Here is a 15,695-nt window from a genome sequence, read left to right on the forward strand (position 1 = left end):
TATGAAGATTTTGACTGTATTTGGCACACGACCGGAGGCCATCAAAATGGCTCCGGTGGTTAAGGCTTTGGCTGCCGACTCTGCATTTGAAGCACGTGTTTGCGTCACGGGTCAGCACCGCCAGATGCTGGATCAGGTTCTGGATATTTTTTCTATCAAACCTGATTTTGACTTGAACCTGATGAAGCCAGGTCAGGACCTGTATGACATCACCAGTAATGTGTTGTTGGGTATGCGTGATGTGTACAAGCAATGGCAACCAGACATGATTTTGGTGCATGGTGATACGACCACTACGATGGCTGCAGCGTTGTCAGCTTATTACGCCAAGATCAAGGTCGGTCACGTAGAGGCTGGCCTGCGTACTCATAATAAGTACTCGCCTTGGCCAGAGGAAATGAACCGTCGCCAAGCGGGCGTATTGGCTGATGTGCACTTTGCTCCAACCGAGCAATCGCAGTCTCATTTATTGCATGAGGGTGTCGATCCCAAGACGGTGCATATTACAGGCAATACCGTCATTGATGCGCTGTTGGATGTAGCAGCGCGCGTACGTCAGGACTCGGAACTGCGTAGCCGTTTTGAGGCTCAGTTCTCTTTTATCAATCCAGCTAAACGCTTGGTTCTGGTGACGGGGCATCGTCGCGAGAACTTTGGCTCTGGTTTTGAAAACATCTGCCTGGCTTTGCGCCAGATTGCCTCTCGTGGCGATGTGCAGGTGGTGTATCCCGTGCACTTGAATCCAAATGTTCAGGAACCAGTACGTCGTATCTTATCCGACGTTTCCGACGTTCATTTGATCGAACCATTGGATTATTTGCCCTTTGTTTACCTAATGGATCGTTGTGATCTTTTGGTCACTGACTCCGGGGGCATTCAAGAAGAAGCGCCTTCTTTGGGCAAACCGGTATTGGTGATGCGAGACACAACCGAGCGCCCGGAAGCCGTGGATGCAGGAACGGTGCGTTTGGTGGGAACAGAAACACACGCCATTGTTAGCGCTGCCACGCAGTTGCTGGATGACGCTGCGGAATATGAGCGTATGGCGCGGGCGCACAACCCCTATGGGGACGGCAAGGCCGCCACCCGTATTAGCGAAATTCTAAAAACCTTGATCTCTTGATTCGGAAAACCAGCATGTTTGAAACTCTCTCCATGATCGGCCTGGGCTATATTGGCCTGCCTACTGCCACATTATTTGCCTCCCGCCGCAAGAAGGTCATTGGCGTTGATGTGAATGCTTACGCGGTCGATACGATTAATCAGGGCCGGATTCATATTGTTGAACCTGAACTGGATATGCTGGTGCAGGCTGCTGTGCACGGTGGCTATTTGCGCGCTACGCTGACGCCAGAACCCGCTGACGCGTTTTTGATTGCTGTCCCCACTCCGTTCCTGGAAGGCAACAAACCTGACCTGAGCTATATCGCCGATGCAGCCAAAGCCATTGCGCCCGTGTTGGCCAAAGGCAATCTGGTCATTCTGGAGTCCACTTCCCCGGTGGGTACGACTGAGCAGTTGGCCCAGTGGCTGGCCGAGGCCCGTCCTGATTTGAGTTTCCCTCAGCAAGCAGGCGAGGAAGCTGACATTCAGGTTGCCTACTGCCCAGAGCGTGTTTTGCCAGGTCGTGTTGTTCATGAATTGGTGAGTAATGACCGCGTCATTGGTGGCATGACACAAAAAGCCACCGAGATGGCTACCGAGCTGTACCGGATCTTTGTGGAAGGTGCTTTGGTGCCAACCAATGCCCGTACCGCTGAAATGTGCAAACTGACCGAGAACAGCTTCCGCGATGTCAATATCGCATTTGCCAACGAGCTGTCCCTGATTTGTGATCGCTTGAATATTAATGTGTGGGAACTGATCAGCCTGGCTAACCGTCACCCACGCGTTAATATTTTGCAGCCTGGTGCCGGGGTGGGTGGTCATTGCATCGCTGTGGACCCTTGGTTCATCGTGGACAAAACACCTGAAGAGGCCCGCATTGTTCGCTTGGCTCGCGAGATCAACGACTACAAACCTGAGTGGGTTGTGGAGAAAGTCAAAGCCGCTATTGCCGGAGTGCTGTCGCTGCGTCCTGACGCACGCATGGCAGACATTAAAGTGGCATGCCTGGGCTTGGCCTTTAAACCCGATATTGATGACTTGCGCGAAAGCCCTGCTGTTGGTGTTGCCAAGAAGATTGCCAGCCTGGGATGCAAAGTACACGCCGTAGAACCCAACATCAAAGAATTGCCCGCCAAGCTACAAGGCACTGGAATTGAGCTGTCCGCTCTGGGTAGCGCGCTGGCTGATGCTGACGTCGTCTGCGTTCTTGTCAAACACCGTCCATTCATTGAGCAAGTTGCTGAAATCCGCAAGCATGCTCAGTGTATTGATGTTGTAGGTTTGTTTGCGGAATAAGCGTTAGGAAGGCAGAAAAGGCTGATATGTTGCAATCAAAAGTAAGTAGTGCTGCGCGGGCATTTCGCGATGGAGAGTTTGCACAGGCGATGGCCCTGTACAAAGAGCTGGGTGAGCAGTTGGGGCATCAGTTCTTTGCTGCGAACCTGGCTTTATGCCAGTCTCGTTTAGGTGCGTCCGCAGGCTATGGTGAGCTGGCTAGCTTACCCGTCAAGCAGCTGCGTGTGGCGGGGGTGATGGATGAGTTTACTTTTCACTCCTATGACCCGGAGTGTGAGCTGTTGCAGTTGCACCCCGAGCACTGTATTGAGCAGCTAGAAAAGTTCAAACCCCATATACTTTTTATTGAGTCAGCCTGGCAGGGATTTGAACAGCTCTGGAAACTGAAGATCAGTACAAATGGCCCGGAAATTAATGCTTGTATTGATTGGTGCAAGCGTAATGGCGTGCCTACCTTGTTTTGGAATAAAGAGGATCCTGTGCACTTTGGCACATTTATCCCTTTGGCCAAGCAAGTGGATTATGTGTTTACAACAGACATCGATTGTGTGCCTAAATATAAGGCAAGAGTAGGCCACGATCGTGTCTATTTCCTACCTTTTGCTGCCCAACCGAAAACGCATAATCCTCTTGAAATCTTTGATCGTAAAGATGCTTTTAACTTTGCCGGCTCCTACTACCTTCGCTACCCAGAGCGTCAGCGTGATTTTGCCGCATTGATCGGTGCTGTTAAGGACCTGCGGCCTGTCGATATTTATGATCGTAACGCTGATAATCCACATCCGCATTACACATTCCCCGATGAATATAAGCCGATGATTCTGGGCAAATTGCCGTTTTCGGAAATTGATCGAGCATATAAGGGCTATCGATACGGTATTAACATGAATACCATTAAGCAGTCGCAGACGATGTTTGCTCGACGGGTATTTGAGTTGTTGGCTTCCAATACTGTTGTTGTTTCAAATTTCTCCCGTGGCACTCGCCTGCTTTTTGGGGATCTCGTTGTATCTTCAGATAATCAAGAGCAAATTGCTGAACGTATGCGGCCAATCATTAGTGATGAGCTGCATTATCGTAAGCTGCGTCTTCTAGGTTTACGCAAGGTGATGACTGAGCATACTTATGCTCAGCGTTTAGCCTATATCCAAGCTAAACTGACGGGAAAGAAATTTGCTGTTCATCAGCCTTTAGTTGTTCTACTTGCTGAAGTAAAAAATGGGTCGGAACAGCAGCGGATTCTGGATTCTTTTCAGCGCCAAAATTATAAGAACAAGCAGTTGTACCTCGTTACACCAGAGGGTGTGGCGAATGTTGAGGGTGTTACTTGTTACTCCGTTCTCGAGGATGCCTTCCAAGCCACTATGTCATTGTCGAAAGATGATTTGATAGGTGAAATGCATGCTGATGACTATTATGGAGAGCACTATCTGACGGATTTAGCCTTGGCAAGTACCTATACTACAGCCTCGGCTTTCGGGAAATCAGCTCATTATTGTGCCCGTGATGGTGTCCCCGTTCTGCTAGGGGATTCGCATCAGTACCGAGAAGTAGACATATTGCCTTTACGTGCTGCACTGGTGCGAGGTTCAGCGTGGAAACATCACCAAGTGGCACGTTCCTGGCTGAATCCAGGGCAGGCCAATATCCAGGTTCCTGGAATGCTGGCGATTGACGAGTTCAATTACATCGCTCATGGGTCAGCCCTGTCTGATCAAAGCAGGGCAGTAGCCATGGATCTAATGCTACTAGATCAAGGTGTGTCTTTCTGCAATCATCTGGCAGCTGTTGCGGAGGGGTTGCCAGCATTTTCGCAGGAGGATGCAGACGATAGCAGTAGCCTGCCACAGCTGGGCGCGCAAGAGCTACTGGAGTGGATCCCGTCTAAGGAGGGTGTGACGCTTTCTATTGTTGATGGACAGATACGGTTAGTGTCTACACTTGAACCCGGTCAGCACCTTTATCTGTACTCTAGAAATGCACGAGTTCGTCAGGATCTGAATTTGGTGCTTAATAGCCAGTTTCATCTACATTGTGAGCAATTAATAAATATAAAAACCGTCTTTGAGTTTCAGGACAAACGGGGAAAAAAAATCTCCTACCAAATGAATCCGGCAGGGGATAAACATGCACTTGCGATACCTGCGCATTGTACAAAGGTTCGCTTTGGTCTTCGCATTGAGGGGCCTGGTGAAATAACAATAGAAAAGTTGGTGCTAGGTAGTACAGCGGAAAGACCTGCCGCAGTTATTACGAAATCACCTTATTTAGTGCTTGCTAAACAGTACCCAGCATATGACGATCTATATCGTTATGGATTTGTGCATAGCCGTATCCGTGCTTATAAAGAGGCAGGGCAGTTGGTGGATATGTATAAGATTCACAACGGGCCGGCGGAATACAGAGAGTTCGCGAATGTTGATGTTGCAACAGGTGATGCGCGTTTGTTGGAGGCAACACTTGCTACCGGACAGGTGAAGCATGTTTTAGTCCATATCATGGATCAGAACATGTGGAAGGTTTTAGAGAAGTACGTAGATAAAATTCAAGTTACTGTGTGGGCGCATGGGTCAGAAATTCAGGCTTGGTGGCGGCGAGAGTTTGAGTTTGAGTTAATGGATGATTCTGAAATAACTCGTCAGAAGAAGCTTAGTGATAATAGGGTTGGTTTTTGGAAGAGGTTGTTCAGTAACCCACCTGATAATCTTCACGTGGTTTTTGTGTCTTCTTATTTCGCTGAAGAGGTATTTGAGGATTTGAAGGTAAGGCTTCCAAAAGAGAAGTACAGTATTGTTCATAATCCAATTGATGCTGAGTTATTTGATTATAAAGAAAAGAATGTAGAGCAACGAAAGAAGATTCTATCTATTCGGCCTTATGCATCAAAAAAATATGCAAATGATCTCAGTGTTCAAGCTATTTTTGAGTTGTCTAAGCAGCCTTTTTTTGATGAGCTTGAGTTTAAGCTTATTGGGGATGGGGTGTTGTTTGAAGAGACAGTTGAGCCGCTTCGTCAGTTTTCTAATGTAAGTATTGAGCGTAAATTTATTACGCATCATGAAATTGCTCAAATACATAAAGAATATGGAGTCTTTCTGACTCCCACTCGTATGGACTCTCAAGGAGTATCGAGGGATGAGGCGATGTCATCTGGTTTGGTGCCCGTGACAACTGCAATAACTGCAATTCCGGAGTTTGTTGATGAGCGTAGTGGGTTTTTGGTTAAACCAGACAGTGCAATTGGATTAGCCGACGCAATAATTCGCTTATATCAGTATCCGGATGAGTTTTGTGAGAAATCAATCGAAGCAGCAAAACGAGTCAGGAGGCAGTGTGCAGCCGATTTAATTGCTAAACAAGAAATTTCCTTATTTTCTCCTATTGGTAAACATTGATTTTTTTCTATTTCTATTTTTTCAATAAAGTTCTAGGTTCGTAAAGTGAAATAGAATTATTTATTTTATTGATCTAATTTTATGATTTTAGGTTAAAGCGAATTTTCGATAAACTGATTGAGTTTGCTTTCGTTTAAAAAATGGCTTGTTTCGCTATTTTTGTGTTTTTTGTTGGATGATATGCTAAATAAATTTTTTCCTGAAAAAACAGATCGAGATGATTATCTGGCTCAGAGGTTTATCGAGGATGGGATAATAGAAAATAAAACCTTTGGGGATATTTCTATTGGCTCGGATGTTTGGAGCTGCGGGCCTCAGGAAAATAGAACATGGAGATGGACTCTCCATTCATTTTTATTTCTGGATCCTTTGCTTTGTACTGGTAAATATGATGCCTTATTAGGCTTGGTGAAGTCGTGGGAAGAACAGTTTTCTGAGTTTTCCGTCTACGACGACTTCCCTTGGCATGATCATGCCACAGCATTACGTCTTGATCGCTTGTCGAGGATGGCGCTACAGTTTCCTCAGTCTGACTACATCGAGCTTGCGACACAACATGCAGATGTATTGATGCGAGATGATTTTTACTCGAAACATACAAATCATGGCTTTGATCAAGCGCTTTCTCTCATCCTTGCAGCCATGGCTTTTCCTAAAGCCGAATCAGCAAACTCTTGGAGCAAATTAGGGTTAGCTCGTCTCGCTGACGAAATTCATTTCGCTTTCACGGATGAGGGCGTTCATGTTGAAAATAGCCCGTCTTACCACTTTGGCATGATTGGCAATATGCTTCGAGCACGACGGTTATTGCATGCATCTGGCCAAGTTAGCGCAGACTTCGATAAACATTTTGACAAAGCCCTTAGGTTTTTGATCTGGATTACTAGACCGGATCGTTTCTTGGCGTATATGGGCGATAGCGCTGGCTATCGACCAAGCGTTCATCCTGAATTGGCAGATATGCCCAGCGCTCCGTTGGTGGAGTGGGTGTCGACGGGAGGGAGAGAAGGCGTCGAACCGATGGGTAATTTCGCTGTGTATGAAGAGTCTGGCTACGCTGCCTATCGGTCTTCTTGGAGAGCTTGGCCTGGCCATACTCATATTGTGATGAAAAGCGGGTTTTTGAGCCCTTATCATCGGCAGGATGATGATTTGAATGTTCTCGTCCATGCTTATGGCGAGGATTGGTTGATCGACTCCGGACTATACAGCCATAACAGGCTTGACCCCATACGGGTTTATATGCGCTCTGCTCGGGCGCATAACGTTCCTTTTATTTCTGGAGCAAAGATTGATCGGACCAACTTTGGCCCCGAGTTTGCATCCATGAAAAAAATTGATGTACCTGGCTATCCTTACGCCGTGAAAGCTAAGACGGCAATGTATCAATCGGGTTCAGTAGAGCGGGAGCTTATGGTCAGAGACCAGGATTCCTTTTCTATTCGAGATAGGTTTACGGGGTATGCGGGTATGCCACGGTATTGGATTTTTCACTTTCCGAAGGACAAGCTTTTGGAAATACAGAATAGAGAGGTGCACATTCTTGGAAAACGAAAAAAAATGGTCATTTCTCTGCTAAGCACTGGGATCCCTGTTACTTCTTATCAAGGCTTCAAGCAAAAATTCCCCAGCGTGACGAGTGTGAGCATGAATAAGATCGAGGATTCTCAATCACTAGTTTTTGGGCCATTTCAAGGTGATGTAATGCAGTTTAATTTTCAGTTCAAATAGATTCTTGGTTATGAGTTTCTAAGGGTGAAGAGATATGGATCAATGTATACGGGTCTTAATTTTAGGTAGTTGTGTCAGTAGGGATATTTTTCGGGTGATGGAAAATGAGAAATATCAATTAGCTGGATACTATGGCCGTTCTTCTTTTGCGAGTGCATTCGGAACCGTGAAAGTTCAAGATAAATGGTCTGGGAATAATCCTTCTAAATTTCAATCCCGTCTTGTTAATGCTGATTTAAATAAAAAATGGCCGGATATTGTACGTGATACAAAATTCGATATCCTTTTAGTAGACTTTATAGACGAGCGATTTAATTTAGGAAAGTTTTCAAATGGGGGGGTATGTACTCTATCAAATGAGTTGCGCAAATCGGGCTTTGATCGTAAAGAGGCTCGTGCACGTGGTATTCAGACGGGCAGCGATGAGCATTATGAGCTGTGGGTGTATGGATGGATGAGATTTATTGAGTTATTGGATAGCCTGGGCAAAAGGAAAAGTGTTTTGCTTAATGGCGTTAGATGGGCAGAAGTGGCCTCAGACGGAACTCAGCCAGATTGGGGGGCTACTCCGGAACAGACGGCTGCTGCTAATTTGTATTTGGATAAACTTTATTCAAGGGCGGCTGTGGATCTTGAGTCCTCTCAGGTAATGTATGCTGATTCTAAGTATTTGGTAGGTAATTTGACTCATAAATGGGGACCCGCACCATTCCATTATGTGGATGATTATTATATAAATGCTCTCTCTTCTATTTCAAAATTTAGTGATACCTGCATGTGATAAAGGACTGTAGCCTGTCTATTTGGTAAATAGAGATATTTTTTGTGATTGCTATATGACTTTGATGAAGTGGCTTGCAGTGTCTATAGCTAAATATTTATTGTTGATAAAGCGCTGTGTTTTTCAAATAAGAGAATATAAGGTGCGGTGATGATGTATCAAAAAGAGATATACAGTTGTTTAGGAATTGAAGAAGATAGCCCGCTGGAAAAAATAAAAAAAACTCTTTGCAATGAAGACGAGTTGGTGTCCTGGTGTTTAAGCTCCAATTTTGTGGATGCTAGGGCTATTGATCCTGCGAATTTTAAATATATTTCTAGAGATTTTATTGAGTTGGTTGTTGAAGCTCTTGGCGACAAAGAAAAGCTTTTATTTTTATTTAAAAATTTGATTTTGCCTGTGGGTGATAACACTTATAGAGTGATGTTGTCTTTGGCGTCTGATAATTTTGTATTCAATTTTTTTGAAAATAACAATAAAAGTTTTTGGCTGATTCAAAGACACTCTACTACGCTGGGGATTTGGTTCCCTTGTGAGGCTAAGATTGTATGGTTTTCCCAAATAGATTCTAATCCTTATAAAAGGGTTTTGAAGTCTTTGGCGATAGAGTTTTTTAATGTTGTTTGTAAGAATATTGAAAAAATAAGCTTCTCAAAGAAAAAAATTACCTTTCTACTTTCTTATAATAGGCCTCATCATTTTTTTGTTGACTTAGTGAGGGCTTATTATTCAACAATAAAGCTAGATGACTGCCTAGAAAATGAGACTGTGTTTCTTAAGGAAGGAAGCTTCTTTATAATAAATAACTCGAAAGAGAATATTTTTCGCGATAAAAATGATTTAAATTTAAATTCACTTCTTTCCGGTTTTTCTTTTTTTTCTCCTTTTGCTGTGTTTTTGGACCCAAGGCTTGATCGAGAGTATGAAGAATGGATCGCTGAGCAGTCATGTGAAAAATATGGATTGTTAAGCAAGGAGTTACCAGAGGACTGTTATGTTATTTGGCTAAGTATTTGCGTAGAAAAAAGATCTTGGGTTGAGATGGAGGAGGGGGTAAAGAAGATAATAAAATCCTATAAAGAAGAAAAGGGACCGCTGTGTGTGATTTTAGATGGAATAACTAGCTGGGAAGAAGTTGATAGAGAATCCTATATAAAGAATTTTGGGTTGATAGATTATGAGTTTGCAGAAAAAATAAAGTTATTGTTTCCCGATATTAAAATAATTAATACCGTTGGGTTTAATGCAAAGGAAAAAATTTCACTGGCAATAAAGACAGATTTTTTTATAACCAATTTTCTAACGGACTCTATGTACGTTGCTAGATTTGCTAGAAAACCAGGTGTTGGATATGGTGCAAATTCTGCTGATTATTCCCTTCAAAGCCATCCGAGAACATTTATGCTTCCAGGTAAGTATGTTCAAGAGTCAGGTAAGGAAGAAAACTGGACGCGACAAGGATTTCATATTGAACCGAATGATCTTATTATTTTCAGTAAAAAAATAGAAAATCTACAAAAGTCAATTAGAGTTGATGGGTCTATTTTTTCTGGTAAAGGATTTGATTTTTTTGATAATAAAGATGGTTCTTGTATCCTAAAAACAAATGTAGATAGTCATGTGTACGTTTGTTTAAATGAAAAATACGCATCTGCTGCGAAGCGAACGGAAAAATCACATTTGGTGGAGATTGGAGAGCGGTATCGATTTAGGTTTGAATCGGTATCAAAAGAAGGTGCTATTTTATATGTGATTGGATATAAGGATGGTGAGAGATTCTCGACTGATCGTGTTAAATCTGGGAATTCAAAAGATATAGTTTTTCAAGACGGTGTAAGCCATTTTCGTTTGCTTTTGCGGCTCCCTATGAATGAAGAGTTGGTGTTTTATAATGTTTTCTGGGTGACTCGAAAAAGTTCGTCAAGTGCCTGGTTTACTGTTGAATGAGCTTTCTGTTTGTAAGACTGAGCGTCATGTTTGAAAGGTGATTTTCTATTATGAATGTGGATGTTATTTTTCAGGATGTCATTGATTTGGTTTTCAAATTAATGCCAGAGATAAATAAAAAAAGATATCAAATAAGCTATAAAGCGGATGATAGCCCCGTTACTGAAGCAGATTGCTTAATAGAGAAAGAGATTTCTGGTTATTTGAAAGATAGTATTCCGAACCTGGTTTTTATTGGGGAGGAAACATATTCATTAGAAGATGTCGATCCAAATGCCACTATTGCATTGTTGGATCCTATCGATGGCACAGAGAATTTTTGTTCTGGATTGAAAGAATGGGGAGTTTCTCTTGGACTGTGGAAGGATGGAAAGCATCAGGGTAGTCTCCTCTTTTTGCCGGAGTTAAATGAGAAGCTTTGTACCGGACAGAAAATTGAGAAAAAGAAGTCTAGAATTGTAGGGCTGTCATCATCGTTTCATGAGGATATATTAAAAGAAATACAAAAATCTAGTGAATCTAGAATAACGGGATGCGCTGTTTATAATTTATATAATGTTGCTACTGGTGTATTCGCCAGATTTGTTAATCCAAAAGGCGCTTACGCCTGGGATTTGTTGCCTGGTTTAATGATTGCGTTAGAACAAAATTGTGAGGTATATGTTAATGATGAGCTCTATGATGGAAGATTTTTGCAGCCAAATAGAAAATATCGCGTCGACATACGCAACCGATAATATTTTTATACTTGGAAAAGGGGCTTCTGCTGATCAAGTAAGGCCAGAAATTTACGCGGGTTCGTTAGTTATTGCAGTAAACGATTCAGAAAGAATTGCGCCTGCCGATATTTCTATATTTTATGAGGAATGGGTCGAAAAAGGGCTAAGTTTAGGAGGTTATAGGTCTAGGCTTTATATTACATCTCGTCAGGAGTTTTCTCCCCCTGATAGAGCTGTCGCATATTTGCCTTATATACCCCTGACTCAAGCTTCTTCTGAACTGTTGATGCAGCGCTTTTTGAGCTCTGATATAGCAATCGAGGAACTGCTATTTTTGACTGCTTTGAAAGTTGCTATGCTGGTGGCTGATATAAAAGGGAAGAAGCAAAATGTATATATGGTGGGTTTTGATTTTGATCCATCCGCAGGGTATAGCAAGTTTATTGAGAAAGATTATTCTCCTCATCGCTCTGAGGAGAAATCATTCAAAATTTCTGTCCAGGAATTTTATTATATAAATGCGCTTTATTTTTTGCGAAATGCGAATATAGATGTTCATCATGTGGGATATAAAACATTTAGTGCATTATCCCCGATTGAGTTAAATAGCAGCATAGAAAGAAAGATTTCTACAGGAATATCTTATAATGTCTCAGTAGTTGCGGAGTTAACAACAAATCACTTTGGTGATAGGCTTCGTCTCGAAAGGATGATTAGGGCTAGTAAGGCTGCAGGCGCAGACTTTATTAAATTGCAAAAAAGAGATGTTGATACTTTTTATACAAAAGATCAACTGAATTCACCTTACGTTTCTCCATATGGAGATAAGTTTTCTGATTATCGATATCAACTTGAATTGTCGCAAGATGATTTTGCGTTTGTTGATAAACTATGTAAAGAAATAGGATTAAATTGGTTTGCATCTGTTTTGGATAAACCGTCGTTCCATTTTATGATGGATGTTGGTGCTTCTATGGTTAAGCTTCCATCTACTATTTCTGAGCATAAAGATTATTTGGAATTTGTTGGTAAAAATTATAAGGGTTCATTGGTTTTATCCACGGGGATGACCGATAAGAAATATGAGGAATTCATTTTAAATAACTTTAAGAATTCTAAAGAGCTCTTTCTTCTGCAATGTAATTCTGCTTACCCAACACCGATTGAAGATTGCAATGTGGCTGTCGTTGGGCATTATGCTGAGCTTGCTAAAAACAACCCGAGAATTATTCCAGGTTACTCTAGCCACGATTTTGGTTGGAAGGCTTCAGTATTGGCAGTCGCTGCTGGAGCAAAAATGGTAGAAAAACACGTTAAGCTCGGAAATACTGAGTGGGCGCATTTTGATGCAGTCGCAGTAGACCTTACTACTACGGATTTTAAAGAATATGTGGATAATATTCGTGAGGCTGAAGTGATAATGGGGTCAGGGGCTAAGAAGGTTAATGAAAGTGAGCACCATAAATATAAAAAATAATTACTAGGAAAATAGTATGATATCCATAGGATTAATACCGGCTCGCTATAATTCGAGCAGATTTCCAGGAAAGCCTTTGGCAATGATTTCTGGAAAGCCAATGATTTGGTGGGTATATTCCCAAGCAAAAAAAGCAAAAAAATTAGCTGAAGTATATGTGGCCACCGATGATGAGCGCATTGAAAAAGTGTGCAGAGAGTATGATATTTCTTGCGTTATGACGAATAGTAGTCATGGCACTAGTACCGAAAGGTTGTATGAGGTCTCTCAGAAAATCAATGCTGATGTTTATGTATGTATTAATGGAGATGAGCCATTAATTTCTCCAGATTATATAGACTCAGTTGTTCCCGAGGTTATTGATAAGAATGTTTTTGTTTCAAATTTGATGTGTGAAATTAGCGATCCGGTTGAGTTATTGGACTCTTCTAATATCAAAGTTGTTGTTGATAAGTTTGATGATGCTTTGTTTTTCTCTCGTAGTCCAATACCATATCCCAAGTCATCTTTAGAATATAGGTATTATAAACATGTAGGTGTGCTGTCTTACAATAAAAATGCTTTAAAGTTTTTCTCGGAGACGGAGAAAGGTGTTAATGAGAAAATTGAAGATATAAACGAGCTTAGATTTATCGAGGCAGGTGTGAAAATAAGAATGGTACGGGTTAAAAAATCAGAATCATTATCTGTTGATACTCCTAAAGATCTTGAGCGGGTTGTTTTAAGATTAAGTCAAGGTGAATGATTTTCATAATATTTTTCACTATTGTTTTTTTCTTGTGTCTATGAGGGTTTGTGCCTTTTTTATAAAATCTACGTGAATTTTATAAATGCGGACTTGCTTATGGGGTTCGAGTTCCAGACGATGTTCTGGTCCTCTGTTCCGGGATTTAGGATGGAGCGCTATTTAGTAAGATACTAATTAATCTGGGGGCACAACTATGCTTGACTGATTTAAGTGTAAATTGCCCCTTTTTTGAGTGTGGCGATTGCTCTTGCTCATTAATTACAGACAGTCATAGCTGATCGGTTTTTTTGGTATACGTCTATGAATTATAAGGTCCGAGCAACAACAGAACTCGCTATACGTGCAAGGTGCCTACTAAGCCATAAGTTTTTGCCTATTGAGTATTACCGTATTCGTAGCAAGGTGGCAGTGCAATTGCCTGTTACTGGATTGATGGATAGCGGTGTCCCAGTGCGTGGATTTACAGCTGTATATCCTTGGAGTATCTGGCTGTTGTGGAGTTTGGAGGATCGCTTGCTCGCATTGGGTGAGCACGTCGAGGCCACGGATGACCCTCAAGCCCGAAGCGAAGTGGAGCGTGAGTTGCTCGCCTTAATGCAATGGCGAGTTTTCCGTTGTGGAGCGCGTATTGACCTGCCTTGCTCGCATGTCATGCGTATTCTTTGGACTGCGTTGACGCAGTGGCGTTGGGTGACCACTCCTTTGCGGGAGTTACTGCGGCAGACTTTGAACCGCATCGTTAATGACGTACAGCGGTTTTCAGATATTAGTTTTGCTCAGTTCGACTCAGTGCAACAACTTTTGCAGGACGAGTCTGCATTGCAGCGCTTGCATAATATTTCTGTAATAGGTACCTGCATGCTGGCTCTGGCTGCCAGGGCGGCGGGTCATGCGTCTGCTGATCGGCTGGATATCAGAGTGAATCTGATTGTGATGGCTATTCTGGAGTTGAGGGCTTGCGGAGTGACAGAGGGCGTGTCCTACGACGGCTATGTCCTGGACTTTGTGGCGGACTGGGTGCTTGAGCAACCATCGTCAGTTCAGGAACGTATCGTTGGGCATAGGTGTTTCGGAGCTTGGTGTAAACAAGTTATTGATTTAGGTGTTCCGGGTGATGTGATGGGCACAGCTCCCCTGGGGGATGTAGAGCCTATTGAAATGCCATTTGTTTGGTCCGCGTTGTCTAAGCTACAAGACTTGGTTGGAGGACTGAACAGTGTATTGGCCCAGCTGGATGTATCGCGCTTACGTGCTGACGCATTACGCGTTTGGCGCAAAATGGGGAATGGGGCGGAGACAAGGGAGAGCGCGGGTAGCGGTGAGTGGGTGCGGACTCCTCATGCTGCCGTGATGCGTTCAGGACCTGCAGACGATCAATTTGCTGCAGTCATAGCTACAAGTGTTTCACCCATGGGCCATATTCAGACGGATAGTGGCAGTGTCGTGTTGGGGATGCGTAAGCGTTGGTGGATTGATGATCCTGGTTATCAACAGTATGCCCAAACAAGGGAACGCGATTTTACCGTTGGGCCTACAGCTCATAACACCCCTGTGATTAATGGCCAAGGCCAGGTTTTTAAGCGGGCAGTGATTCTGTCAGAGCCTGATGTTACGGTTGATGAGGGCAGGACGATGAAGCTGACGCTGGATCTGACTGCTTGTTATGAGCCGCAGAGTGGTGTGAGGGAGCTGGAGCGAACTGTTTGGATGCTACCTACAGGGAGCCATGTCGTGATTTGCGATGTAGTCGACACGGTTGCGCCTGCTCAGTTGACTTGGCATTGGCATGGGCATTCCGAGTTGTATTGGGCCTTGAATAAAACAGGTGTTTCATTGGTGGACGGTGAAATGGGCGATGTGCTTCATATCACGTCCCCCCAACTAATAACGACAGCGGCCAGTATTCAGCGCTTACCGGGTTCACGAGGACAGAAGACTCTTGTGTCGTCTGTGTTTGCAACGGAGCGCGTGGCGGTCTGGTGGGTGTTCTCACGTACCGAAGCACTGCCTGTGTGTGACTTGCAGAAAAATGTGTTTGTAGTTGACGGGCATCCTATCCCTTTGGGAGACAGGCTGGGTGGAGTGGCTGAGACGTTATCTCTTTTGCCAACTGAAGCACCTTCGTTACAAGTGACTGCAGTGCGCAAGGGTAGAATCGTGACTGCAGTATGTCATGTGAATAAAAATCGTTTTCCGGGAGATGTGGAATTCGCGTTTTATCTCATGTCCGGGGAGTCGAAACTCCAGGTCCAGTGGTACAGCCCTAGTGCTCAGGTAGAGCTGCAAGTGCCTGATAGCGTTGATATAAATACGTTGAAAGTACATGGGTTTGTACGGAGTAAATCGGATCACACACGAAAACTTATGAAAGCTGTACAGGTGCTCTGATGAGGCCATTCAATCAGGGTGGTTGATTTGGGTACAAGAAATCGTTTCGCTTTACTGACAGTTGACACCGAAGCACTTCAGCGCAGGGCGTCGGACAAGCACGTCC

At 43.4% G+C, this 15,695-nt stretch carries 10 protein-coding genes; all 10 read left to right on the top strand.

Translation table 11 applies throughout. The features are described 5' to 3' along the window. The first annotated feature begins 1 nt into the window (after position 1). Positions 2-1,123: a non-hydrolyzing UDP-N-acetylglucosamine 2-epimerase gene (gene wecB, locus AC6I6N_RS15730; protein ID WP_108728408.1), complete on the top strand. Its 1,122-nt coding sequence runs from the start codon at positions 2-4 to the stop codon at positions 1,121-1,123. A 14-nt stretch (positions 1,124-1,137) separates the two neighbouring features. After that, on the top strand, positions 1,138-2,403 hold the full coding sequence (gene wecC / locus AC6I6N_RS15735; RefSeq protein WP_230019382.1) for a UDP-N-acetyl-D-mannosamine dehydrogenase: 1,266 nt from the start codon (positions 1,138-1,140) through the stop codon (positions 2,401-2,403). Positions 2,404-2,429: 26 nt separating this feature from the next. After that, a complete protein-coding gene (locus AC6I6N_RS15740) occupies positions 2,430-5,798 on the top strand; it encodes a glycosyltransferase (protein WP_497943626.1) in 3,369 nt (1,122 codons plus the stop codon). A gap of 117 nt (positions 5,799-5,915) precedes the next feature. Further along, positions 5,916-7,529, top strand: a complete 1,614-nt coding sequence (locus AC6I6N_RS15745) for a heparinase II/III family protein (protein ID WP_497943627.1) — start codon at positions 5,916-5,918, stop codon at positions 7,527-7,529. Between the two features lie 34 nt (positions 7,530-7,563). Further along, positions 7,564-8,310: a DUF6270 domain-containing protein gene (locus AC6I6N_RS15750; protein ID WP_497943628.1), complete on the top strand. Its 747-nt coding sequence runs from the start codon at positions 7,564-7,566 to the stop codon at positions 8,308-8,310. 150 nt (positions 8,311-8,460) lie between these two features. Then, a complete protein-coding gene (locus AC6I6N_RS15755; RefSeq protein WP_497943629.1) occupies positions 8,461-10,257 on the top strand; it encodes a hypothetical protein in 1,797 nt (598 codons plus the stop codon). A 50-nt stretch (positions 10,258-10,307) separates the two neighbouring features. Beyond that, entirely contained in the window at positions 10,308-10,994 is a 687-nt protein-coding gene (locus tag AC6I6N_RS15760; RefSeq protein WP_497943630.1) for an inositol monophosphatase family protein, read from the top strand. Beyond that, the gene (locus AC6I6N_RS15765; RefSeq protein ID WP_497943631.1) at positions 10,936-12,453 is read left to right on the top strand and encodes an N-acetylneuraminate synthase family protein; all 1,518 of its coding nucleotides are present in this window, start codon (positions 10,936-10,938) and stop codon (positions 12,451-12,453) included. The genes AC6I6N_RS15760 and AC6I6N_RS15765 overlap by 59 nt, the downstream gene beginning before the upstream one ends. A gap of 16 nt (positions 12,454-12,469) precedes the next feature. Then, the gene (gene kdsB, locus AC6I6N_RS15770) at positions 12,470-13,198 is read left to right on the top strand and encodes a 3-deoxy-manno-octulosonate cytidylyltransferase (RefSeq protein ID WP_497943632.1); all 729 of its coding nucleotides are present in this window, start codon (positions 12,470-12,472) and stop codon (positions 13,196-13,198) included. A gap of 303 nt (positions 13,199-13,501) precedes the next feature. Continuing rightward, positions 13,502-15,589 (top strand): heparinase II/III domain-containing protein, encoded by a 2,088-nt coding sequence (locus AC6I6N_RS15775; RefSeq protein ID WP_497943633.1) that lies wholly within the window; start codon positions 13,502-13,504, stop codon positions 15,587-15,589. Positions 15,590-15,695: the final 106 nt, after the last annotated feature.

This window comes from Alcaligenes sp. LTN-3, from assembly GCF_059735605.1.